This window comes from Pseudomonas sp. MYb2 (assembly GCF_002979955.1).
Taxonomy (GTDB): Bacteria; Pseudomonadota; Gammaproteobacteria; order Pseudomonadales; family Pseudomonadaceae; genus Aquipseudomonas.
Genome location: NZ_PCQC01000001.1, coordinates 155,633 through 178,051 on the forward strand (window position 1 = coordinate 155,633; position 22,419 = coordinate 178,051).

Genomic DNA, 22,419 nt, shown 5'->3' on the forward strand with positions numbered 1-22,419 from the left:
TTATAACGACTCAAGAGCGCGGCTCAAGAGCGCGGCGCGTAGGCAAATACATCGGCGCGCATTTGATGAGCGTCCATCCCCGCCTCAACCAATGCGTCCAGCGTGCCGTAGACCATCGCCGGTGAGCCGCTGGCGTAGACGTGCAAGGGTTTCAGATCGGGGAAGTCTTCACAGACCGCCTCGTGCAACATGCCGCAGCGCCCTTCCCAGCCGCATTGATCGCTGACGACCTTGTGCAGGAACAGGTTGGGCAACTTCAGCCATTCGTCCCAATGTTCGATTTCATAGAAATCTTCCGGACGGCGCACGCCCCAGTACAGATGTACGGGATGCTTGAAGCCATTGGCGCGGCAGTGTTCGATCAGCGCGTGAATCTGGCCCATCCCGGTGCCAGCGGCAACCAGTACCAGCGGCCCGTCAGGCAACTCGGCCAGATGGGTGTCGCCGAACGGCAGCTCGACACGCACCATGGCGTTGCGCTGCAGCTGTTCGATCAGGCTCAATGCACTGGCTTCGCGCGCCAACACGTGAATTTCCAGATCACGCCCGCCGTGCGGTGCCGAGGCCATGGAGAACGCCGACTTTTCGCCGCTCTCGCGTTCGATCATCAAGTATTGTCCAGCGTGATAACGCGGTGGCTTGCCGGCCGGCGCACGCAGGCGCACGCGCCAGGTATCGCCACCGACGTCCCGGCATTCAATGACCTGACACGACAGGCTGCGCACTGGCAGTTCTCCCAGCGCGAGCACGCCATCCCACAGCAGGATGCAGTCTTCCAGCGGCTCGGCTATGCAAGTGTAGAACTCGCCGTGGTCGTGCACCTTGCCGTCCTGGGCGACGCTGCCTTCAACCAGCAGCGCCGCACACACGTGACAATTGCCGTTGCGGCAGCTTTGCGGGCATTCGTAGCCCAGGCGCCGCGCACCATCGAGAATCCGCTCACCGGGCTGTATCTCAAGCACTGCTCCGGAGGGCTGCAGGGTTACACGCATCAATCTATTCCTAACTGATTCCAGATGGCATCGATCCGTTGGGTGACGGCGTCGTCCTTGACGATCACACGGCCCCACTCGCGAGTGGTTTCACCCGGCCACTTGTGGGTAGCATCGAGGCCCATTTTCGAACCCAGGCCAGAAATCGGCGAGGCGAAGTCGAGGTAGTCGATCGGCGTGTTATCGATCATCACCGTGTCGCGCTTGGGGTCCATGCGCGTGGTGATGGCCCAGATCACGTCGTTCCAGTCGCGGGCGTTGATATCGTCGTCGGTGACGATAACGAACTTGGTGTACATGAACTGTCGCAAAAACGACCAGACACCGAGCATCACGCGCTTGGCATGCCCCGGATACGACTTCTTCATGGTCACGATGGCCATGCGGTACGAGCAGCCTTCCGGCGGCAGGTAGAAGTCAGTGATCTCCGGGAACTGCTTCTGCAGGATCGGCACGAACACTTCGTTCAGCGCTACACCGAGAATCGCCGGTTCATCTGGCGGACGGCCGGTGTAGGTGCTGTGGTAGATCGGCTTGATCCGGTGGGTGATGCGTTCGACGGTGAACACCGGGAAGCTGTCGACTTCGTTGTAGTAGCCAGTGTGGTCGCCGTACGGGCCTTCGTCAGCCATTTCGCCGGGATGGATCACGCCTTCGAGGATGATCTCGGCAGTGGCCGGCACTTGCAGGTCGTTGCCACGGCACTTGACCAGTTCGGTGCGATTACCGCGCAACAGACCGGCGAAAGCGTATTCGGAGAGGCTGTCCGGCACCGGCGTCACGGCGCCGAGGATGGTCGCCGGATCCGCGCCCAGCGCCACGGACACCGGGAACGGCTGCCCCGGATGCTTCTCGCACCATTCGCGATAGTCCAGCGCGCCGCCACGGTGGCTGAGCCAGCGCATGATCACCTTGTTGCGGCCGATCACTTGCTGACGGTAGATACCGAGGTTCTGACGTTCCTTGTTCGGGCCCTTGGTGACGGTCAGGCCCCAAGTGATCAGCGGACCGACGTCGCCAGGCCAGCAGGTCTGTACCGGCAGCATCGCCAGGTCGACGTCGTCGCCCTCGATGACCACTTCCTGGCACACCGCGTCTTTAACGACTTTCGGCGCCATCGAGATGATCTTGCGGAAGATCGGTAGCTTCGACCACGCATCTTTCAAGCCCTTCGGCGGCTCGGGTTCCTTGAGGAACGCCAGCAGCTTGCCGATTTCGCGCAACTCGCTGACCGACTCGGCGCCCATGCCCATGGCCACCCGTTCAGGCGTGCCGAACAGGTTACCGAGCACCGGAATGTCGTAGCCGGTTGGCTTCTCGAACAGCAGCGCCGGGCCCTTGGCCCGCAGCGTGCGGTCACACACCTCAGTCATCTCCAGCACCGGCGAGACGGGAATCTGGATGCGTTTCAACTCTCCGCGCTGCTCAAGCTGCTGCACGAAATCCCGAAGATCCTTGAATTTCATTGACGATGGCACCCTCAAAATAGGCGTACATCCTACCTGCTCTGCAGCCCTGTGGCAGCCTGTCGCTGCTTACTTGGCTGCATTCGTCCAGGCCTTGCCGGGGTTTTCCCGGCTCTGCAGGTTGATGAACAACGGTTCCATGATCGGTGCTACCAGCCGCGCGCCAACCTCCGAGAGGTGATTGTCGTCGGTGTACAGCGAGTAGCCCTCGAGTTCGGCGTGACACAGACCGCGCTCATCACACAGCCGTGGTGCCGGGTCGACCACATGCACCGCCGGGTCTTTGCCCAACTCAGCGAACAACTGACTGATGAACACCTGACGTTCGTGGTGGACGGCAACCTGTTGGCCAACGCCCTCGACCGAACGATCCAGCATCGCCAGTCGCGTCAGGCGATACGGCGGGCTGAACGGCTGTAACGGCGCCTCTTTGACCAGCCAGACGCGATGTCCGCTGGCACGCAATTGTGCGACCCGCGCACGCAGGCCATCGGCCAGACGCTGCTCGGCCGCCGCACGATCGTAACGACCGTCGGGAGTTCTCAGGACGTGGCCCAGGTCGCCATTGGCGTCACCATAGATGTACAGACTCCAGCGCGCGACCAGCACCACATCGCTGACGGTTTTCTCTTTCAGCGCCTGCTCGATGCGGCGGTTGAAATGCGCACACACCGGACCATGCTCCAGACCTTCCACCGGAATGCAGCCGGGGGAACTGGCGAGAATCACGCTGACATCGTGAGCCTTCGCACCGTCGTCGAACACCGGAATCAGCGCCGTCGCATGACTGTCGCCCCAGACCATCGCCTGCGCAGGCAGATTGGCAACGCCAAAATGACAGAACAACTTGTCGTCGGGCGTCTTGTCGTCCGCCAGACAGGCCATCAACTCCGGCCGCCAATCGTGACCTCGGGCGTATTGCAGGGCCTGATCAGACAGGCGCCACGGCAAGCCATCGGTCCAGCGCAGGGTTTGTCCGGCCAGCGCCAGCACCAGCACACCCAGAGCACCCGCGAGCAGAATCGGCCGACGACCGGCGAGCAACCGACGCTCGCGGAACGGCGTTTCGATGAATTTCCACGACAGGTAACCCAGCACCAGCGTCAGCAGGATCAGGCCGGCGCTGTCCAGCGCACTGGTCTCTTCGATACTGGCGTAGCTGGAGAATACGAACACCGGCCAGTGCCACAAGTACCAGGAATAGGAAATCAGGCCGAAACCGACCATCACTTTGCTGCTCAGAAATTGACCAACCACCGTCTCGCGATGACCGTTGGCAAAAATCAGCAGCACCACACCGAGCACTGGCAACAGCGCCGCCGCACCCGGGAATGGCGTGGCATTGTCGTAGCCGAACACCGCCAGCAGGATCAGGCCCATGCCGAGCAGGCTCAGCCATTGCGCGGCCATTGGCTTCAGGCGCCAGGCGTGCTTCGGCGCGACCGCCAGCATGGCCCCGGCCAACAGTTCCCAAGCGCGCATCGGCAGCAGAAAGAAAGCTTTCTCAGGATGGTGACTGACCGCCCAGACGCTCAGGCCGAAGGACACCAGCAGTACGCCAAACAGCGCCAGCCGCCAGTGTTTCAAGCGGCTCGACAGCAAGGTCAGCAACAGCGGGAAGATAATGTAGAACTGCTCTTCAACCGCCAGCGACCAGGTGTGCAACATCGGTTTGAGGTCAGACGCGACGTCGAAATAGCCGTCCTGACGCATGAACAGGATGTTTGAGACGAACAGCACTTGATAGCGCACCGAGCGCCCCAGCTCTTCGTAATCCTTGGGCGCCATCAAGAACCAGCCCACCGCCAGCACCGCAATGATCATCGCAAACAGCGCTGGCAGAATCCGCCGCGCACGGCGTGCCCAGAACTCGACGAAGCTGAAACGCCCGGCCTGACGCTGGTTCCAGATGATCGAGGTGATGAGGTAGCCGGAAATCACGAAGAATACGTCCACGCCGACAAAACCGCCGGTAAACCCCGGGACGCCAAAGTGGAACAGCACCACGGCGATGACCGCGACTGCCCGCAAGCCGTCGATATCCCTTCGATAAGCGAGTGTGCTCATAAATCTTTAATGCCAATCAATTGGTTATTATTTGTACAGCCTGATTCTCTTGTCTGGAAACGGTCACGTACGCTGCTGCCCATTCTGCAAGGCACAGACCTTACCAGATCGCTAACGTCCCATTGCCCGGACAAAATCCACGCAAAAAAATGGCGCCCCCGTGGGGACGCCATTTTTACCGGCTCAGCCTGCGATGTTACTTGCGCTTCATCGACAGGAAGAACTCGTCGTTGGTCTTGGTCGTTTTCAGCTTGTCGACCAGGAACTCGATGGCAGCGACTTCGTCCATCGGGTGCAGCAGCTTGCGCAGAATCCACATGCGCTGCAGCTCGTCGTCAGCCGTCAGCAACTCTTCGCGGCGGGTGCCGGAGCGGTTGATGTTGATGGCCGGGAACACGCGCTTCTCGGCGATCTTGCGATCCAGAGGCAGTTCCATGTTGCCTGTACCCTTGAACTCTTCGTAGATCACTTCGTCCATCTTCGAGCCGGTTTCAACCAGCGCGGTGGCGATAATGGTCAGCGAGCCGCCTTCTTCGATGTTACGTGCCGCACCGAAGAAACGCTTTGGTTTCTCGAGAGCGTGAGCATCGACACCACCGGTCAATACCTTGCCGGAGCTCGGGATCACGGTGTTGTAGGCACGGGCCAGACGGGTGATGGAGTCGAGCAGGATCACCACGTCTTTCTTGTGCTCGACCAGGCGTTTGGCCTTCTCGATCACCATTTCGGCCACTTGCACGTGACGGGTCGGCGGCTCGTCGAAAGTCGAGGCAACCACTTCGCCGCGCACGGTGCGCTGCATTTCGGTCACTTCTTCCGGACGCTCGTCGATCAGCAGCACGATCAGGTGAACTTCAGGATTGTTACGTGCGATGTTCGCCGCGATGTTCTGCAGCATGATCGTCTTACCGGCTTTCGGCGGTGCAACGATCAGACCGCGCTGACCTTTGCCGATCGGAGCGCACAGATCGATCACACGACCGGTCAAGTCTTCGGTGGAACCGTTACCGGCTTCCATCTTCATGCGTACGGTCGGGAACAGCGGAGTCAGGTTCTCGAAAAGAATCTTGTTTTTCGCGTTCTCGGGACGATCGAAGTTGATCGTGTCGACCTTGAGCAGGGCGAAATACCGCTCGCCTTCCTTCGGAGGGCGGATCTTGCCAACGATGGTGTCACCGGTGCGCAAGTTGAAGCGGCGGATCTGGCTTGGCGAGACGTAGATGTCGTCCGGGCCAGCCAGGTAGGAAGCGTCAGCGGAGCGCAGGAAGCCGAAGCCGTCCTGGAGAATCTCCAGCACGCCATCACCGGAGATTTCCTCGCCGCTTTTCGCGTGCTTTTTCAGCAGGGAGAAAATCACGTCCTGCTTGCGCGAACGGGCCATATTTTCTATGCCCATCTGTTCGGCCAATTCGAGCAGTTCGGTAATCGGCTTTTGCTTGAGTTCAGTCAGATTCATATAGGAATGACGTAATCATTTATGGAGGGGGGAAATTAAGCTTTTGGCTTAATGAGGCCGCGCCGCGGAGAAGGCGACAGGATCGCGTACTTATTCGAAAAGGAGTGCGTCGGCGACGGCTAGCAGGGGGCAGTGGAGAAACCAGTGCGGGGCCGAATGTACCACCTGAGTTTCAGAGCGTCTAGCCCTGAATACGCAAAAAGCCCCGCAATTTGCGAGGCTTTTTTTTCGGGCACTTTACAGCGACGCTTAGATGTTGGCGTCGAGGAAAGCAGCCAGTTGCGACTTCGACAGGGCGCCGACTTTGGTCGCAGCGACATCACCGTTCTTGAACAGCATCAAGGTCGGGATACCACGTACGCCATGCTTGGCCGGGGTTTCCTGGTTCTCGTCGATGTTCAGTTTGGCAACGGTCAGCTTGCCTTTGTAAGTCTCGGCAATCTCGTCCAGAACCGGAGCGATCATTTTGCAAGGACCGCACCATTCAGCCCAGTAATCGACCAGGACAGCGCCTTCGGCCTTGAGGACGTCAACGTCGAAGCTAGCGTCGGTGACGTGTTTGATAAGATCGCTGCTCATGGAATTCTCCAGGTTGTAAGCAAAAAAACGTGGCCCATCATAGCCGCCCTTCCCCTGTTCAGGAAGCCGCAGTTGATTGAGTCTTGCTATGGCACTCGATGAGTCTGGGTATAGCTCAAGTCACGCCGTGGCGGGGGCAATGAAGGAGATTCCAGTGCGCAGGGCCGCGTTGCGCACGTGTTCCTGCATGGCTTTCTGCGCAGCACCCGAGGCCCGGCGCGCGAGGGCGCGGAGGATCTTGCGGTGTTCCTGCCAGGTTTCCATGGCGCGTTCGGCACGGATGAACGGTAGTTTCTGGCTTTCCAGGAACATCTCGGCGCTGGCCGTGAGGATGCTCAGCATCGCTTGATTGCCGCTGGCCAGCAGGATCCGTCGGTGGAATTCGAAGTCCAGTTTCGCCGCAGCCTCAAAGTCGCCAGCCTTCAATTGCTCGCGCATGGCCGCGACGTTGTCTTCCAGCGCATCAAGATCAGACGTGCTCAAGGTCACCGCAGCCAGCCCGGCGGCAAACCCTTCGAGCGCATAGCGCAATTGAAAGATATCCAGCGGCGACGCTTGCGCCGCAAATGACCACCCCGGCGCGCTATCGCCGCGCGACAACTCCACTGGCGACTGCACGAACACGCCTTTGCCCGGCTGGATACTGACCACGCCCAGCGCACTCAGCGACGATAGCGCTTCACGCAACGACGCCCGGCTCACGCCCAATTGCAGCGCCAGATCCCGTTGCGACGGCAAGGCATCGCCCGCGCCGAAGCCCTGTTCGCTGATCAGTTTGCGGATCGCTTGCAGCGCCACTTCGGGTACTGCACGGGAAATCGAGTTCATGGTTTTTCAGACGCACCAAGCCAATGTGCGGCTAGTTGTAAAGCTATTCGCCGAGTCCGGCAAGTCGTGCCCCAGCAGGGTTCGGTGTTGCGTACCGATGCGCGATAGCAGTGCGAAAAACAACCTGACTGTTCAGACCAGTAAGACCGAATAAAGCCGCTGAATCTGCGGCCTGCCGGGATGAAAATCGGCTATTGGCACGGCGCATGCTCTGTCCCAACGCAGAAATCACTTCACGCCGATCCGGAGATTTGCCATGACCCTGCGTTACCGCGCCCTCCTCGCCGCCCTGTTTTCCAGCCTGTTGCTTAGCCAGATCCCCGCCCACGCCGACGGCCTCGACGACGTGGTCAAACGCGGCACGCTGAAAGTCGCCGTGCCGCAGGACTTCCCGCCATTCGGCTCGGTCGGTCCGGACATGAAGCCCCGCGGTCTGGACATCGACACGGCGAAACTGCTGGCCGACCAGCTCAAGGTCAAACTTGAACTGACCCCGGTCAACAGCACCAACCGAATCCCGTTCCTGACCACCGGCAAGGTCGACCTGGTGATTTCCAGCCTCGGCAAAAACCCTGAGCGCGAAAAAGTCATCGACTTCTCCCGCGCCTACGCCCCGTTCTACCTTGCGGTATTCGGCCCACCAGACGCCGCCATTACCAGCCTCGACGACCTCAAGGGCAAGACCATCAGCGTCACCCGTGGCGCCATCGAAGACATCGAACTGAGCAAAGTCGCCCCCGAAGGCGTGACCATCAAACGCTTCGAAGACAACAACTCGACCATTGCCGCCTACCTCGCCGGCCAAGTCGACCTGATCGCCAGTGGCAACGTGGTCATGGTCGCGATCAGCGAAAAGAACCCGAAACGTGTGCCGGCGCTGAAAGTGAAGCTCAAGGATTCGCCGGTCTACGTCGGCGTCAACAAGAACGAAACGGCGCTGCTGGCCAAGGTCAACGACATCCTGACCACCGCCAAGGCTGACGGCGCACTGGAAAAGAATTCACAGACCTGGCTGAAAGAGCCGCTGCCGGCCGATCTCTGATCGACTGCGCGGGAGACCTTCATGGCTTATCAGTTCGATTTCATGCCGGTGGTGGAAAACACCGACCTGTTGCTGCGCGGGGCGCTGTTTACCCTTGAGCTGACGGCCATTGGCGCGTTGCTTGGGGTGGGCGTCGGGATTGTCGGGGCGTTGGTGCGGGCGTGGAACATCCGCCCGTTCTCGGCAATTTTCGGCGTCTACGTCGAGTTGATCCGCAACACGCCGTTTCTGGTGCAGTTGTTCTTCATCTTCTTCGGCCTGCCGTCGCTGGGCGTGCAGATTTCCGAGTGGCAAGCGGCGGTGCTGGCGATGGTGATCAACCTTGGCGCCTATTCGACCGAGATCATCCGTGCGGGTATTCAAGCAATCCCCCGCGGACAGCTGGAAGCCGCAGCGGCGCTGGCGATGACGCGCTTCGAGGCGTTCCGTCATGTGGTTCTGCTGCCGGCACTGGGCAAGGTCTGGCCGGCGCTGAGTAGTCAGATCATCATCGTCATGCTCGGCTCGGCGGTGTGCTCGCAGATCGCCACCGAAGAACTCAGCTTCGCTGCCAACTTCATTCAGTCGCGCAACTTCCGCGCCTTTGAAACCTACGCGCTGACCACACTGATCTACCTGTGCATGGCACTGCTGATCCGCCAGTTGCTCAACTGGATCGGTCGCCGCTACATCAGTCGAAGCGGGAGCCGCACATGAGCGATTTCACCTTCTGGGACATCCTGCGCAACCTGCTCACCGGCCTGCAATGGACGCTGGCATTGTCACTGGTGGCGTTTATCGGCGGCGGGATCGTCGGGTTGCTGATCCTGATCATGCGCATTTCGAAAAGCCCTGTGCCGAGCAGCATTGCCCGCACCTGGATCGAACTGTTCCAAGGCACGCCGCTGCTGATGCAACTGTTTCTGGTGTTCTTCGGCGTGGCGTTGGCCGGGATCGAAATTTCGCCGTGGATGGCCGCAGCGATTGCCCTGACCTTGTTCACCAGTGCCTATCTGGCGGAGATCTGGCGCGGTTGCGTCGAGTCGATCTCCAATGGCCAGTGGGAAGCCTCGGCGAGCCTGGCACTCAATCCTTTGGAGCAACTGCGCTACGTGATCCTGCCGCAAGCGTTGCGCATTGCCGTGGCGCCGACTGTGGGTTTCTCGGTGCAAGTGGTCAAAGGCACCGCCGTGACCTCGATCATCGGCTTCACCGAGCTGACCAAGACCGGCGGCATGCTCGCCAACGCCACGTTTGAACCGTTCATGGTCTACGGCTTCGTCGCCCTCGGCTACTTCCTGCTCTGCTACCCCTTGTCCCTCAGTGCGCGCTACCTGGAAAGGAGACTGCATGCCTCTGCTTAGAATTTCCGCCCTGCATAAATACTACGGCGATCACCACGTGCTAAAAGGCATCGACCTCAGCGTCGAGGAAGGCCAGGTGGTGGCGATCATCGGCCGCAGCGGCTCGGGCAAATCCACCCTGCTGCGCACCCTCAATGGCCTGGAGTCAATCAACGACGGCGTGATCGAAGTCGATGGCGAATACCTCGACGCCGCCCGCGCCGACCTGCGCAGCTTGCGGCAGAAGGTCGGCATGGTCTTTCAGCAGTTCAACCTGTTCCCGCACCTGACCGTGGGTGAAAATGTCATGCTCGCGCCGCAAGTGGTGCAGAAAGTGCCGAAGGCCAAAGCGGCGGAACTGGCTCGCGAGATGCTGGAGCGGGTCGGTCTGGGCGAGAAATTCGATGCCTTCCCGGATCGGCTGTCCGGCGGCCAGCAACAGCGCGTGGCGATTGCCCGGGCGCTGGCGATGTCGCCGAAGGTTTTGCTGTGCGACGAGATCACCTCGGCGCTCGACCCGGAACTGGTCAATGAAGTGCTTAGCGTGGTGCGGCAACTGGCCAGGGAAGGCATGACGCTGATCATGGTCACCCACGAAATGCGCTTTGCCCGCGAGGTGGGAGACAAATTGGTGTTCATGCACCACGGCAAGGTGCATGAGGTGGGGGATCCGAAAGTGTTGTTTGCCAACCCGCAGACGGCGGAGCTGGCGAACTTTATTGGCACAGTTGAAGCAACAGCCTGAGAGAAATACAGGGGCTTCCAGGCTCTCATCGCGAGCAGGCTCACTCCTACATGGGAATGCGTTCACCTGTAGGAGTGAGCCTGCTCGCGATTGACCGCGCAGCGGTCACCGACTTTCTGCGCTGAATCAACGGTTTGAACCATGCGCGTTGGCGCCAGCGTTTGATCGTGGCACGATGTCGAGGTTATCGACCGAGACCCCCTGACCATGCCGCAATCCCAAGCCAAGAATCTGTCCCTGATCGCCGCAATCGACCTGGGCTCCAACAGCTTTCACATGGTCGTGGCCAAGGCCCAGAACGGCGAAATCCGCATTCTCGAGCGCCTCGGCGAGAAGGTTCAGCTGGCCGCCGGCATCGACGATGAGCGCAAGCTCAACGAAGAATCGATGCAGCGCGGGCTCGATTGCCTCAAGCGCTTTGCCCAACTGATCAACGGTATGCCGCTGGGCGCCGTGCGTATCGTTGGCACCAACGCCTTGCGGGAAGCGCGCAACCGCCTCGAATTCATCCACCGCGCCGAAGAAATCCTCGGCCACCCGGTGGAAGTCATCTCCGGCCGTGAGGAGGCGCGCCTGATCTACCTCGGCGTCTCGCACACCCTCGCCGACACTCCGGGCAAACGCCTGGTGGCCGACATCGGCGGCGGCAGTACCGAATTCATCATCGGCCAGCGCTTTGAGCCGCTGCTGCGCGAAAGCCTGCAAATGGGCTGCGTCAGCTTCACCCAGCGCTATTTCAAGGACGGCAAGATCACCCCGGCCCGCTATGCCCAGGCGTACACGGCGGCGCGGCTGGAGATCATGAGCATCGAACACGCCCTGCACCGGCTGACCTGGGATGAAGCCATCGGCTCCTCGGGCACCATCCGCGCGATCGGCCTGGCGCTGAAGGCCGGCGGCCATGGCACTGGCGAAGTGAACGCCGAAGGTCTGGCCTGGCTCAAGCGTCGCCTGTTCAAGCTCGGTGATGTCGACAAGATCGATTTCGAAGGCATCAAACCGGATCGCCGGACCATTTTCCCGGCGGGACTGGCGATTCTCGAAGCGATTTTCGATGCCCTCGAACTGCAACGCATGGACCACTGCGACGGCGCGCTGCGTGAAGGCGTGCTCTATGACCTGCTAGGTCGTCATCATCACGAAGACGTGCGCGAACGCACCCTGACCTCGTTAATGGAGCGCTACCACGTCGATCTGGAACAGGCGGCGCGAGTCGAGCGCAAAGCCCTGCACGCGTTCGATCAGGTCGCGGCGGACTGGGAACTGGATGACGGTATCTGGCGCGAACTCCTCGGCTGGGCAGCGAAAGTGCACGAAGTCGGCCTCGACATTGCCCACTATCACTACCATAAGCACGGCGCCTACCTGATCGAGCACTCCGACCTTGCCGGCTTCTCCCGCGAAGACCAACAGATGCTCGCGCTATTGGTGCGCGGCCATCGCCGCAACATTCCCAAGGACAAATTTGCTGACTTCGGTGACGACGGCGACAAGCTGATTCGCCTGTGCGTACTGCTGCGCTTTGCGATCCTCTTCCACCACATTCGTGGCACGCAGGCGATGCCGCAGGTGGTGTTGCGCGCGAAGGGCAACAACCTGGATGTGGAATTCCCGGAGAACTGGCTGGATGAGAATCAGCTGACTCAGGCGGATTTCGGTCTCGAAGCGGATTGGCTGACACGGGTGGGCATCGTCCTCACCGTCCACTGATACACCGCAAATCCCCCCTGTAGGAGCTGCCGCAGGCTGCGATCTTTTGATCTTGTTTCTACAGGATCAAGATCAAAAGATCGCAGCCTTCGGCAGCTCCTACAGGTGTGTGGATGACAGGTACAAAAAAGGCGATCCATGGGGATCGCCTTTTTTATTGGGTTTGTTTGAGATGGGGGGCGGGCCTGCCCCTCACCCCAGACCACTCCCGAGGTAGAGGGAGCCGATTTGAGGGCTGTTCAAACCTGAGTTCGTCTCGATTTCTCAGGTCGGCGTATAGCGCAAGACACCTCGGTCAGTCCCCTCTCCCTCTGGGAGAGGGTTAGGGTGAGGGGCTTTTGACTTCAAGGCCTCAACTGCTCACCGGCAAGATCGGGCTACCCAAGCGTTCCAGCAACGTCGCCTGCGCGCTGCGCGGGTTCTGGTTGCCGGTTGGCGTGTTGCGGATGTAACGGCCATCCGATTGCAGGCTCCAGCTGTGGGTGTTGTCGGTCAGGTACAGCTCCAGCTCTTTCTTCACCCGGGTCAGCAGTTTCTTGCCTTCGACCGGGAAGCAAGTCTCGACGCGCTTGTCGAGGTTGCGTTCCATCCAGTCGGCGCTGGAGAGGAACATCTGCTCTTCACCGCCATTGAGGAAATAGAACACGCGGGTGTGTTCCAGGAAGCGACCAATGATCGAGCGCACATGAATGTTGTGCGAAACCCCGGCAATCCCCGGGCGCAGACAGCACATGCCGCGCACCACCAGATCGATGCGCACACCGGACTGGCTGGCCTTGTACAGCGCGCGGATGATCTTCGGATCGGTCAGCGAGTTGAACTTGGCGATGATGTGCGCCGGTTTGCCTTCGACGGCGAACTGGGTCTCGCGGGCAATCATGTCGAGCATGCCCTTTTTCAGGGTAAACGGCGCATGCAGCAGCTTTTTCATGCGCAGGGTCTTGCCCATGCCGATCAACTGGCTGAACAGTTTGCCGACGTCTTCGCACAAGGCATCGTCAGAGGTCAGCAAACTGTAGTCGGTGTACAGCTTGGCGTTACCGGCGTGGTAGTTACCGGTGCCGAGGTGCGCGTAGCGGACGATCTCGCCGGCCTCGCGACGCAGGATCAGCATCATCTTGGCGTGGGTCTTGAAGCCGACCACGCCGTAGATCACCACCGCACCGGCCGCTTGCAGACGGCTGGCCAGTTGCAGGTTGGACTCTTCGTCGAACCGCGCGCGCAGCTCGATGACCGCCGTCACTTCCTTGCCGTTACGCGCGGCATCCACCAGCGCATCGACGATCTCGGAGTTGGCACCGGAGCGGTACAGGGTCTGGCGCACAGCGAGAACGTGAGGATCTTTCGCGGCTTGGCGCAGCAGGTCGACCACCGGGGTGAACGACTCGAAGGGGTGCAGCAAGAGGATGTCCTGCTTGCTGACCACACTGAAGATGTTTTCGCTGTTCTGCAGCAGTTTCGGAATCTGCGGGGTGAACGGCGTGTATTGCAGCTCCGGGTGGCTGTCCAGGCCGGTGATGCTGAACAGCCGCGTCAGGTTGACCGGGCCGTTGACCTGATACAGCTCGCTCTCGCTCAGGTTGAACTGTTTGAGCAAGTAGTCCGAGAGATGTTTCGGGCAAGTGTCAGCGACTTCCAGACGCACCGCATCACCGTAGCGACGCGAGAACAACTCGCCACGCAGCGCGCGGGCCAGGTCTTCGACATCTTCGGAGTCGAGCGCCAGATCGGCGTTTCGGGTCAGACGGAACTGGTAGCAGCCCTTCACCTTCATGCCCTGGAACAGGTCATCGGCGTGAGCGTGGATCATCGACGACAGGAACACATAGTTGTCGCCCGGGCCGCCGACTTCTTCCGGCACCTTGATGATCCGTGGCAGCAGGCGCGGTGCCGGGATGATCGCCAGACCGGAATCGCGACCGAAGGCGTCGATGCCTTCCAGCTCGACGATGAAGTTCAGGCTCTTGTTCACCAGCAACGGGAACGGGTGCGTCGGGTCGAGGCCGATCGGGGTGATGATCGGCGCAATCTCGTCGCGGAAATAGCGGCGTACCCAGGTCTTGAGCTTGACCGTCCAGTTACGGCGACGGATGAAGCGCACCTGATGCTTTTCCAGCTCCGGCAGCAGAATGTCATTGAGGATTGCGTACTGGCGGTCAACGTGGCCGTGGACCAGTTCGCTGATACGCGCCAGTGCTTGATGCGGTTGCAGGCCATCGGCACCGGCCTGTTCACGGGCGAAGGTGATCTGTTTTTTCAGGCCGGCCACGCGAATTTCGAAGAATTCATCCAGGTTGCTGGAGAAAATCAGCAGGAATTTCAGCCGCTCCAGCAATGGATAGGACTCGTCCAGCGCCTGTTCCAGCACACGGATGTTGAACTGCAATTGCGAAAGCTCACGGTGGATATACAGGCTGCTGTCATCCAGACCGGGAATGGCAATCGCCGGCACCGCCACAGCGGTTTCGGCCACCGGCGCGGATGGCGCTGGCTCCAGTTCCGGCGGGGTTTCAGTGATTTGCTCGACCACCGGTTGAGCTTCTTTTACGGCAACTTCAGTGAGTCCTTCGGTATTCATCGAATGTTCCTGGGAGGGCTATTTCTGCTCTCGTAACAATTGAGCGGCACGAACGGCAAAGTAAGTCAGGATGCCATCTGCACCGGCACGTTTAAAGGCGGTCAGTGATTCGAGAATCACCGCTTCGCTCAACCAGCCATTCTGGATCGCTGCCATGTGCATGGCGTATTCGCCACTGACCTGATAGACGAAGGTCGGCACTTTGAAGGCATCTTTTACCCGGAAAAGAATATCCAGATACGGCATGCCGGGTTTGACCATGACCATGTCCGCGCCTTCAGACAAGTCCGCACCGACTTCGTGCAACGCTTCGTCGCTGTTGGCCGGATCCATCTGATAAGAGGCTTTGTTGGCCTTGCCGAGGTTAGAGGCCGAACCCACGGCATCGCGGAACGGCCCGTAGTAGGCGCTGGCGTACTTGGCCGAATAAGCCATGATCCGCACGTTGACGTGGCCAGCGATTTCCAGCGCTTCGCGAATGGCCTGGATGCGACCGTCCATCATGTCCGACGGCGCGACGACCTGGGCGCCGGCTTCGGCATGGGACAAGGCCTGGCGGACCAGTGCATCAACGGTGATGTCGTTCTGCACGTAGCCTTCGTCGTCGAGGATGCCGTCCTGACCGTGGGTGGTGAACGGATCGAGCGCAACGTCGGTGATCACCCCCAGCTCCGGGAAGCGCTCACGCAGGGCGCGGGTTGCGCGCTGGGCAATGCCTTCAGGATTCCACGCTTCGGCAGCGTCGAGGGATTTCAATTCGGCAGGAGTTACCGGGAACAATGCCAGCGCCGGAATCCCCAGCTCGACCCACTTGGCAGCTTCTTCGAGCAGCAAATCGATGCTCAAGCGCTCTACGCCGGGCATAGAGGTCACGGCTTCGCGGCGGTTTTCACCGTCGAGCACGAATACCGGCAGGATCAGATCGTCGACCGTCAGCACATTTTCCCGGACCAGCCGACGCGAAAAATCATCACGGCGATTACGACGCAGGCGCGTTGCAGGGAACAGACGGTTGGCTGGGGTAAAGCTCACGGCAGACTCCTGAGCCCGCGCAAACGGGCGAGCGTGACAGTTATAGACGGCCATTATGACGAACAGATGACAGTTGTGTGAGGTCCGCGACATGTAGCCGCATTCCATTCTCAGTGTAGGAATTGTTCACGTCGAGACACATTTGGACACTTTCATGAATGTGTCCGAAGGGTTAGGCTGCGCGTTCATTTCGCCAGCACCCAGACAATGCTCCAACAATTTCTGCATGACTTTGGCTACTTTGCCTTGTTTCTCGGCACGTTCTTCGAAGGCGAAACCATTCTGGTGCTCGCGGGCTTCCTCGCGTTCCGTGGATACATGGACATCAATATTGTGGTGGTCGTGGCGTTCTTCGGCAGCTATGCCGGCGATCAGCTGTGGTACTTCATGGGGCGCAAGCACGGGCGCAAATTGCTCGCGCGCAAACCACGCTGGCAGATGATGGGTGACCGCGCGCTGGAACACATTCGCAGGCATCCGGATATCTGGGTGCTGAGCTTCCGCTTCGTCTATGGCCTGCGCACGGTGATGCCGGTGGCGATCGGCCTGTCGGGTTATCCGCCGGGACGTTACCTGCTGCTGAACGGCATTGGCGCAGCGATCTGGGCCACGGCGCTGGCTGCTGCCGCTTATCACTTCGGCGCGGTGCTGGAAGGCATGCTCGGCAGTATCAAAAAATATGAGCTGTGGGTGCTCGGTGCGTTGCTGGTGCTGGGCGTCGGCCTGTGGCTGCGTCGGCGCTTCAAGAATGCCCGTCTGGCGAAACAGGTTTACGCCGACGAGCAAGCAGCAAAAGCCTTGCAACTGCAGCAAGCCGAACAGGCAAAAACCGTCGACCCTAAGACGCCAGCCGAATAACGCACTGGCGACTCACGTACAGCCCGCCAACACTGAGCAGGCTGTAACCGAGCAGGCCCGCCCACATCAGCGGGCTGGCCGGCCAAAGCCCGACCAGCGGCGCCAGCCACAGCAGCGGCACGTTCAACCCCAGCCGCAACAGTTCGACCTTCAGCGCCCACGGGCGATTCTCCAAGGCCACGCCCAACGCAAACACCCCGAAAGCCACCGCGCTCCAGCCGAGTAACAGCGCGGCCGTCGGCAGGCTACGCTCCAGGTTCATCAGATAACTGCCCAGCGCGATGTAGACGCAAAACTGCAGCGCCACATACCACTGCAGGCGCCGCTCGAGCGGCACGTCGAATTTGCGGAATCGAGCCAGATCCGGCTTGCTCATCGGGTACTTCGCCGCCACGTCCGCCGGCCGCCAACCGGTGCGCATGAACCAGATCCGCAGCTTGTCCCACGGGTGCTTGGCCCGGCGTGCGTCATCCCACAATTGCGCATAAAACTGCAGGTTGGCCCACAGCGGATTCCAGCTCGCCAATGGCGTGGTCACACCGAAAATCACCGGTTCGTTATCGTCCTCTTCCTGAAACGTGCCGAACAACCGGTCCCAAAGAATGAACACCCCGCCGTAGTTGCGATCCATGTAGAGAGCGTTCTGTGCATGGTGAGCCCGATGATTGGATGGCGTAACGAAGCACCACTCGAACCAGCCGAGCTTGGGAATGTGCCTGGTGTGCACCCAGAATTGATACAGCAGGTTGAGCGCCGCGACGCTGACAAACACCAGCAGCGGCACGCCAAGCAACGCCATCGGCAGGTAGAAAACCCAGCCGAGCAGAAACCCGGTGCTGGTCTGGCGCAACGCGGTGGAGAGGTTGTACTCCTCGCTCTGGTGATGCACCGAATGCGCGGCCCAGAGGATATTGCGCTCATGCCCCATGCGGTGCAGCCAGTAGTAGCAGAAGTCGTAGAGGACGAACGCAAACACCCAGACCCAGACGCGGTCCGTCGGCAGCCTGAGCCAGGCCAGATGTTCCAGGGCAAACGCGTACGTGAGCAGCCCGACACCTTTGGTCAGCAACCCGGTGGTGGTCGACAAAACACCGGTGCTGATGCTGTTCACCGCGTCCGCCAGGCGATAGTTGCTGACCCCGCGCCAGCGGTCGGCAATCAGTTCAACCGCGATCAATACGAGGAAAAACGGCACCGCATACAGAATGAAGTCCATGACGCGCCCTGACTGAAGTCTTGAGGACTGATCCTAGGTGTAGCCGCCCATTAACCCTATGGCAACGCGCGACAATTTAGTGGACATTTAGCGCCATGAATCTGGAGAGAAAACCATGAGCAAAAAAGTTGCAGTGATCCTGTCCGGCAGTGGCGTATACGACGGCGCCGAGATCCATGAGAGCGTCATCACCCTGCTGCGCCTCGACCAACGCGGCGCCCAGGTGCAGTGCTTCGCCCCGAACATCGCGCAATTGCATGTGATCAACCACCTGACCGGCGAAGAAATGCCCGAGTCGCGCAATGTGCTGGTGGAATCGGCGCGGATTGCCCGTGGCAACATCAAGGACATCCGCGAGGCCGACGTTGACGACTTCGACGCACTGATCGTGCCCGGCGGCTTTGGTGCGGCGAAAAACCTGTCCAACTTTGCCGTCGAAGGCGCTGGCTGCAGCGTGCAGCCTGAAGTGCTGGCGCTGGCGGAGGCATTCGCCGAAGCAGGCAAACCAGTGGGCCTGATGTGCATCTCGCCGGCATTGGCCGCGAAGATCTACGGCCCGGGCGTGACCTGCACCATCGGCAATGATGCCGACACCGCCACGGCAATGAACAAGATGGGCGCCACCCACGAAGATTGCGCGGTGACCGAGATCATTGAAGACAAGGCGCGCAAACTGGTGACGACCCCGGCTTACATGCTGGCGCAGAACATCAGCGAGGCAGCCTCGGGCATCAACAAACTCGTCGACCGAGTATTAGAGCTGACCCACGAAAATGACGCCTGACACGGTCTATTGTAGGAGTGAGCCTGCTCGCGATGGCGGTGTGTCAGGCAACATATCTGTTGAATGATCGACCGCTATCGCGAGCAGGCTCACTCCTACAAGGGATTTGTGTGGGGCTCAGGTGTTGCGGGTCAGGCGCGTGAGGATCCGGTCCAGCGCATTGGCAAACGCCTGCTTTTCGCGGTCGCCAAACGGCGCGGGGCCGCCGCTCATCTGGCCTTGCTCACGCAGGTCGGTGAACAGATTGCGCACTGCCAGCCGTTCACCCATGTTCTGCGCATCGAACTCCTTGCCGCGCGGGTCGAGCGCCGCCACGCCCTTCTTCACCAGCCGATCGGCCAGCGGGATATCGCTGCAGATCACCAGTTCCCCCGGCACCGCGTGTTCGACCAGATAATCGTCCGCCGCATCCGGCCCGCTCGGCACCACGATCAGCTTGACGATGGCCAGCCCCGGCTTGATCTGCGGCTGCCCGGCCACCATTACCACTTCGAACTGGCGCTTGAGGGCGAACTTCACCACCAGATCCTTCGCCGCCCGAGGGCAAGCGTCGGCATCGATCCATACACGCATTTTTTACCTCCAAAAAATTCGCGAGCAAGTCGAATGTGAGCACCGTCACTCCCACAGGTTACGCGCAAATCCTGTGGGAGTGACGGTGCGACGATTCGACTTGCTCGCGAATGTGAGCGCAGCGAATGCTGTTAAGCGGCTACCCGCCGCTTCTCAGCCACCCAACTACGCCCATACAACACAACAATCGCCACAATCGCCACGGCCTGCGCCGTCAACGAATACGCATCGGCATGAATCCCCAGCCAGTCAAACTCAAAGAACGCCACTGGCCGCGTGCCGAAGATCCCGGCCTCCTGCAACGCCTTCACGCCATGCCCGGCGAACACCACCGACAATGCGCACAGCAACGCCGCGTTGATGCTGAAGAACAGCGTCAGCGGCAGTTTCGCCGAGCCACGCAGGATCACCCACGCCAGTCCGACCAGCAGCACCAGCGCCGTCGCGCCACCGGCGAGCACCGCGTCATGCCCGGCCGGGCCGGCCTGCAGCCACAGGGTTTCGTAGAACAGGATCACCTCGAACAACTCGCGGTACACCGAGAAGAACGCCAGAATCGCAAAGCCGAAGCGTCCGCCACCGCCGACCAGACTGCTCTTGATGTAATCCTGCCAAGCCGCTGCATGGCGACGGTCGTGCATCCACACGCCAAGCCACAGCACCATCACACTGGCGAACAGCGCCGTCGCGCCTTCCAGCAGCTCACGCTGCGAGCCGCTGACATCGATGACATACGCTGCCAACGCCCAGGTGCCGAGGCCGGCCAACAGCGCCAAACCCCAACCGACGTTGACACTGCGCACCGCCGATTGCTGACCGGTATTGCGCAGGAAGGCAAGGATAGCCGCCAGCACCAGAATCGCTTCCAGGCCTTCGCGCAGCAAAATCAGCAGACCGGAGATGTAGCTGAGCGACCAGCTCAAGCCATCGCTGCCCAACAGGCCGGCGGACTCTTTCAGCTTGGCCTTGGCCGCGTCCAGACGCTGCTCGGCCTGCTCGACGGGCAAACCGTCCTGCAATGACTGCCGGTACGCCATCAACGACTTCTCAGTATCCTTGCGCACGTTGGCATCGACGTTATCCAGCGAACTCTCGACCAGTTCGAAGCCTTCCAGATACGCCGCCACCGACAGGTCGTAGGCCTGATCGTGCTCGCCGGCGCGGTAGGCGGCAAGGCTCTTGTCCAGTGTCGCTGCGGTGTAGTCGAGCAACTGCGCCGGGCCACGCTTGACCTGCGGCGGTTGCGCCCGTTGTGCACGGAAGGTCGCGGCGGCGGGCATACCTTCGGCGGCCAGCACTTCGGCTGGGGTCTGGCGGGCCAGATCGGCGATGTTGTAGGTCTTCTCGGATTTGGCGGCCGCAGCCTCGGCGCTGAAGCCCGCGATGTAGGTGGCCAGATCCCAACGCTGACGATCATCGAGCTGGTCGGCAAACGCCGGCATGTCAGTGCCTTCAACACCTTGGCCGAGGGTGTTGTAGATCGCATAAAGGCTCAGATGGTCCATCCGCGCAGCGTCACGCAGATTGGCCGGCGCCGGCGTCATGCCCAGGCCTGCCGGGCCGTCGCCGACACCGCTGGCGCCGTGGCACACCGAGCAATTCTGCGCATAGAGCGGCGCGCCACGGGTGGGATCCGGAGTGATGATCGGCGCTTGGCTGACTTCATACGCCACCGCCAGTTGCGCGCCCAGTTGCCGCGCCTGACGGGCGACTTGCGCACCGTCCTGCTTGGCGGTGATGGCAGCGTGCAAGACACTGATGCCCTGTTCCAGCGCGGCTTTTTCAGGATTGCCCGGCATGCCCGCGATCAGGCTTTGCAGCGCTTGGGTGAACTCCAGTTGCTCACGGTATTCGGCATCATCGACGACTGTTCCAGCCTCGACCGTCGGCGGGTAATCCGCGCTGATGTAATCAAGCAGGTGCAGCGCTTGCGGAGCGCCTTCCACGGTATCGGCCAGCAGGTTGAAGCTGCTCAGCGCGCACAGCGGGAACACCAGCCAGGCCAGGAATCGGGACGAGGCAATCATGAACAGTTCTCAAATGGAAATGCGAAGTTACATATTGTTCACTTCGCAGGCGTTTCCCTCAAGCTTTGTCGGCATTCAGCGTAAAGGTGCCGTGATATTGCGGTAATGCTCAGCCATGAATTCGACGAAAACCTTTACCTTGAGCGCAACGTGGCGAGCGTGGGGATACAGCGCGTAATAGTGCCGCTGGCCGAGGCTGCAATCCGGCAGGATGTGCACCAGACGTCCGCTCAACAAGTCGTCCTGCACCGTAGCCCGGGTGAACGCGGCAATACCGACGCCAGCCAGTGCGGCGGCGTGCAGCGAGCTGATCGAATCGGTTTTGAAGCGACCTTGGGGATTGACTGGTGTGGTTGCGCCATGGGAATCAGTCAGCAACCAATCGCTTCCAGCAGTGAATCCCAGCATCTGATGTTCCGCCAATTCGCGTATCTGTCGCACCAAACCATGCCGAGCCACGTAGGCCGGCGAAGCCACCAGCAGCATCGGCGACACTGTCAGCAATCGCGCCACCAGCGATGAATCCTCCAACGCCCCGCAAATGCGCAGGGCCACATCGAAGCCCTCGGCAATCAGATCGACAAAACGGTCATCGCAGGACAAATCGACTTCAATTTCGGGATAGCGCTGCTGAAACGCCGGCAACCAGTTGGCCAGTTCCAGCGTACCGATGACCATGGGTGCGCTGATACGCAAAACGCCGCTGGGGCTTTCATGGGCTTGCGCCACGGCGACGGCAGCCTGATCGAGGCGCTCGAGAATGTCCACGCACGCGGCGTAATACTGCTGGCCCGCGGTGGTCAGGCTGAAGCGTCGGGTGTTGCGATTGATCAGCCGCGTGCCGAGTTCAGCTTCCAACTGCTGCAACTGCCGGGAGATGGTCGAGTGCGTGGTGTCGAGCCGTTCGGCAGCGGCGCTGAAGCCGTGACACTCGACGATGCAACGGAACGCACGCATGGCCAGCAGTTGATTCATCAGGGCACCGGTTTGAATTGAACAGCGGGGGTGCAAGCCTAGCTCAACCAGTGCTGGCCTGGCACCTGACAGGCCGCGCAGACGCTATGCAAAACAGCCAAGCACATTGCCACCACTGATCCTTATAATGCGCCACATCAGCCCCTTTGCGCCCAAGGAAGAAGCCACC

At 60.5% G+C, this 22,419-nt stretch carries 19 protein-coding genes; 7 read left to right on the plus strand and 12 right to left on the minus strand.

Going from position 1 to position 22,419, the window contains the following annotated elements; all coding sequences use genetic code 11:
• Positions 1 to 23: 23 nt before the first annotated feature.
• The 6 genes from CQ009_RS00795 to CQ009_RS00820 all read right to left on the minus strand — a co-directional run bounded on the left by CQ009_RS00795 (position 24) and on the right by CQ009_RS00820 (position 7,388).
• On the minus strand, positions 24 to 992 hold the full coding sequence (locus tag CQ009_RS00795; RefSeq protein WP_105704631.1) for a CDP-6-deoxy-delta-3,4-glucoseen reductase: 969 nt from the start codon (positions 990 to 992) through the stop codon (positions 24 to 26).
• A complete protein-coding gene (ubiD, locus tag CQ009_RS00800; RefSeq protein ID WP_034151998.1) occupies positions 992 to 2,458 on the minus strand; it encodes a 4-hydroxy-3-polyprenylbenzoate decarboxylase in 1,467 nt (488 codons plus the stop codon). Before ubiD ends, CQ009_RS00795 begins: the two co-directional genes overlap by 1 nt.
• A 69-nt stretch (positions 2,459 to 2,527) precedes the next feature.
• On the minus strand, positions 2,528 to 4,525 hold the full coding sequence (locus CQ009_RS00805; protein WP_105704632.1) for an acyltransferase family protein: 1,998 nt from the start codon (positions 4,523 to 4,525) through the stop codon (positions 2,528 to 2,530).
• A gap of 196 nt (positions 4,526 to 4,721) precedes the next feature.
• Positions 4,722 to 5,981 (minus strand): transcription termination factor Rho, encoded by a 1,260-nt coding sequence (rho, locus tag CQ009_RS00810; protein ID WP_003229334.1) that lies wholly within the window; start codon positions 5,979 to 5,981, stop codon positions 4,722 to 4,724.
• A gap of 249 nt (positions 5,982 to 6,230) precedes the next feature.
• Positions 6,231 to 6,560, minus strand: a complete 330-nt coding sequence (gene trxA, locus CQ009_RS00815) for a thioredoxin TrxA (protein WP_064389493.1) — start codon at positions 6,558 to 6,560, stop codon at positions 6,231 to 6,233.
• 120 nt (positions 6,561 to 6,680) lie between these two features.
• Positions 6,681 to 7,388 (minus strand): FadR/GntR family transcriptional regulator, encoded by a 708-nt coding sequence (locus CQ009_RS00820; RefSeq protein ID WP_105704633.1) that lies wholly within the window; start codon positions 7,386 to 7,388, stop codon positions 6,681 to 6,683.
• Positions 7,389 to 7,644: 256 nt separating this feature from the next.
• Here CQ009_RS00820 and CQ009_RS00825 point away from each other — a divergent pair, with 256 nt between their 5' ends.
• The 5 genes from CQ009_RS00825 to ppx all read left to right on the plus strand — a co-directional run bounded on the left by CQ009_RS00825 (position 7,645) and on the right by ppx (position 12,207).
• Positions 7,645 to 8,430 carry a transporter substrate-binding domain-containing protein gene (locus CQ009_RS00825; RefSeq protein ID WP_064389495.1) on the plus strand — a complete coding sequence of 262 codons (786 nt, stop codon included), beginning with the start codon at positions 7,645 to 7,647 and terminating at the stop codon, positions 8,428 to 8,430.
• Between the two features lie 21 nt (positions 8,431 to 8,451).
• Positions 8,452 to 9,126: an amino acid ABC transporter permease gene (locus CQ009_RS00830; protein ID WP_064389496.1), complete on the plus strand. Its 675-nt coding sequence runs from the start codon at positions 8,452 to 8,454 to the stop codon at positions 9,124 to 9,126.
• Positions 9,123 to 9,773, plus strand: coding sequence for an amino acid ABC transporter permease (locus CQ009_RS00835; RefSeq protein ID WP_105704634.1), 651 nt, complete (start codon positions 9,123 to 9,125; stop codon positions 9,771 to 9,773). The genes CQ009_RS00830 and CQ009_RS00835 overlap by 4 nt, the downstream gene beginning before the upstream one ends.
• Positions 9,760 to 10,497 carry an amino acid ABC transporter ATP-binding protein gene (locus CQ009_RS00840; protein ID WP_105704635.1) on the plus strand — a complete coding sequence of 246 codons (738 nt, stop codon included), beginning with the start codon at positions 9,760 to 9,762 and terminating at the stop codon, positions 10,495 to 10,497. Before CQ009_RS00835 ends, CQ009_RS00840 begins: the two co-directional genes overlap by 14 nt.
• Positions 10,498 to 10,704: 207 nt before the next feature.
• A complete protein-coding gene (gene ppx, locus CQ009_RS00845) occupies positions 10,705 to 12,207 on the plus strand; it encodes an exopolyphosphatase (protein ID WP_064389499.1) in 1,503 nt (500 codons plus the stop codon).
• A 352-nt stretch (positions 12,208 to 12,559) separates the two neighbouring features.
• On the opposite strand, the gene ppk1 is transcribed toward ppx, so the two are convergent.
• Positions 12,560 to 14,785, minus strand: coding sequence for a polyphosphate kinase 1 (gene ppk1 / locus CQ009_RS00850; protein ID WP_064389500.1), 2,226 nt, complete (start codon positions 14,783 to 14,785; stop codon positions 12,560 to 12,562).
• Between the two features lie 18 nt (positions 14,786 to 14,803).
• Positions 14,804 to 15,817, minus strand: coding sequence for a porphobilinogen synthase (gene hemB, locus CQ009_RS00855; protein WP_105704636.1), 1,014 nt, complete (start codon positions 15,815 to 15,817; stop codon positions 14,804 to 14,806).
• A gap of 207 nt (positions 15,818 to 16,024) precedes the next feature.
• Here hemB and CQ009_RS00860 point away from each other — a divergent pair, with 207 nt between their 5' ends.
• Positions 16,025 to 16,675 carry a DedA family protein gene (locus CQ009_RS00860; RefSeq protein WP_105704637.1) on the plus strand — a complete coding sequence of 217 codons (651 nt, stop codon included), beginning with the start codon at positions 16,025 to 16,027 and terminating at the stop codon, positions 16,673 to 16,675.
• Here CQ009_RS00860 and CQ009_RS00865 read toward each other — a convergent pair.
• Positions 16,656 to 17,891: a sterol desaturase family protein gene (locus CQ009_RS00865; RefSeq protein ID WP_105704638.1), complete on the minus strand. Its 1,236-nt coding sequence runs from the start codon at positions 17,889 to 17,891 to the stop codon at positions 16,656 to 16,658. The genes CQ009_RS00860 and CQ009_RS00865 overlap by 20 nt on opposite strands.
• A gap of 115 nt (positions 17,892 to 18,006) precedes the next feature.
• On the opposite strand from CQ009_RS00865, the gene elbB reads away from it, so the two are divergent.
• A complete protein-coding gene (gene elbB, locus CQ009_RS00870; RefSeq protein WP_038359087.1) occupies positions 18,007 to 18,675 on the plus strand; it encodes an isoprenoid biosynthesis glyoxalase ElbB in 669 nt (222 codons plus the stop codon).
• 117 nt (positions 18,676 to 18,792) lie between these two features.
• Here elbB and CQ009_RS00875 read toward each other — a convergent pair whose 3' ends face one another.
• The 3 genes from CQ009_RS00875 to CQ009_RS00885 form a co-directional block, all read right to left on the minus strand.
• Positions 18,793 to 19,248: a YaiI/YqxD family protein gene (locus CQ009_RS00875; RefSeq protein WP_105704639.1), complete on the minus strand. Its 456-nt coding sequence runs from the start codon at positions 19,246 to 19,248 to the stop codon at positions 18,793 to 18,795.
• Positions 19,249 to 19,379: 131 nt separating this feature from the next.
• Positions 19,380 to 21,275 carry an FTR1 family protein gene (locus CQ009_RS00880; RefSeq protein WP_105704640.1) on the minus strand — a complete coding sequence of 632 codons (1,896 nt, stop codon included), beginning with the start codon at positions 21,273 to 21,275 and terminating at the stop codon, positions 19,380 to 19,382.
• A gap of 75 nt (positions 21,276 to 21,350) precedes the next feature.
• Positions 21,351 to 22,250 carry a LysR family transcriptional regulator gene (locus CQ009_RS00885; protein ID WP_105704641.1) on the minus strand — a complete coding sequence of 300 codons (900 nt, stop codon included), beginning with the start codon at positions 22,248 to 22,250 and terminating at the stop codon, positions 21,351 to 21,353.
• Positions 22,251 to 22,419: the final 169 nt, after the last annotated feature.

What these genes read in the sequence shown, in the direction of transcription:
- CQ009_RS00795 (WP_105704631.1), bottom strand. Translation starts at nt 992, where the DNA reads ATGCGTGTAACCCTGCAGCCCTCCGGAGCAGTGCTTGAGATACAGCCC.
- ubiD (WP_034151998.1), bottom strand. Translation starts at nt 2,458, where the DNA reads ATGAAATTCAAGGATCTTCGGGATTTCGTGCAGCAGCTTGAGCAGCGC.
- CQ009_RS00805 (WP_105704632.1), bottom strand. Translation starts at nt 4,525, where the DNA reads ATGAGCACACTCGCTTATCGAAGGGATATCGACGGCTTGCGGGCAGTC.
- rho (WP_003229334.1), bottom strand. Translation starts at nt 5,981, where the DNA reads ATGAATCTGACTGAACTCAAGCAAAAGCCGATTACCGAACTGCTCGAA.
- trxA (WP_064389493.1), bottom strand. Translation starts at nt 6,560, where the DNA reads ATGAGCAGCGATCTTATCAAACACGTCACCGACGCTAGCTTCGACGTT.
- CQ009_RS00820 (WP_105704633.1), bottom strand. Translation starts at nt 7,388, where the DNA reads ATGAACTCGATTTCCCGTGCAGTACCCGAAGTGGCGCTGCAAGCGATC.
- CQ009_RS00825 (WP_064389495.1), top strand. Translation starts at nt 7,645, where the DNA reads ATGACCCTGCGTTACCGCGCCCTCCTCGCCGCCCTGTTTTCCAGCCTG.
- CQ009_RS00830 (WP_064389496.1), top strand. Translation starts at nt 8,452, where the DNA reads ATGGCTTATCAGTTCGATTTCATGCCGGTGGTGGAAAACACCGACCTG.
- CQ009_RS00835 (WP_105704634.1), top strand. Translation starts at nt 9,123, where the DNA reads ATGAGCGATTTCACCTTCTGGGACATCCTGCGCAACCTGCTCACCGGC.
- CQ009_RS00840 (WP_105704635.1), top strand. Translation starts at nt 9,760, where the DNA reads ATGCCTCTGCTTAGAATTTCCGCCCTGCATAAATACTACGGCGATCAC.
- ppx (WP_064389499.1), top strand. Translation starts at nt 10,705, where the DNA reads ATGCCGCAATCCCAAGCCAAGAATCTGTCCCTGATCGCCGCAATCGAC.
- ppk1 (WP_064389500.1), bottom strand. Translation starts at nt 14,785, where the DNA reads ATGAATACCGAAGGACTCACTGAAGTTGCCGTAAAAGAAGCTCAACCG.
- CQ009_RS00860 (WP_105704637.1), top strand. Translation starts at nt 16,025, where the DNA reads ATGCTCCAACAATTTCTGCATGACTTTGGCTACTTTGCCTTGTTTCTC.
- CQ009_RS00865 (WP_105704638.1), bottom strand. Translation starts at nt 17,891, where the DNA reads ATGGACTTCATTCTGTATGCGGTGCCGTTTTTCCTCGTATTGATCGCG.
- elbB (WP_038359087.1), top strand. Translation starts at nt 18,007, where the DNA reads ATGAGCAAAAAAGTTGCAGTGATCCTGTCCGGCAGTGGCGTATACGAC.
- CQ009_RS00875 (WP_105704639.1), bottom strand. Translation starts at nt 19,248, where the DNA reads ATGCGTGTATGGATCGATGCCGACGCTTGCCCTCGGGCGGCGAAGGAT.
- CQ009_RS00880 (WP_105704640.1), bottom strand. Translation starts at nt 21,275, where the DNA reads ATGATTGCCTCGTCCCGATTCCTGGCCTGGCTGGTGTTCCCGCTGTGC.
- CQ009_RS00885 (WP_105704641.1), bottom strand. Translation starts at nt 22,250, where the DNA reads ATGAATCAACTGCTGGCCATGCGTGCGTTCCGTTGCATCGTCGAGTGT.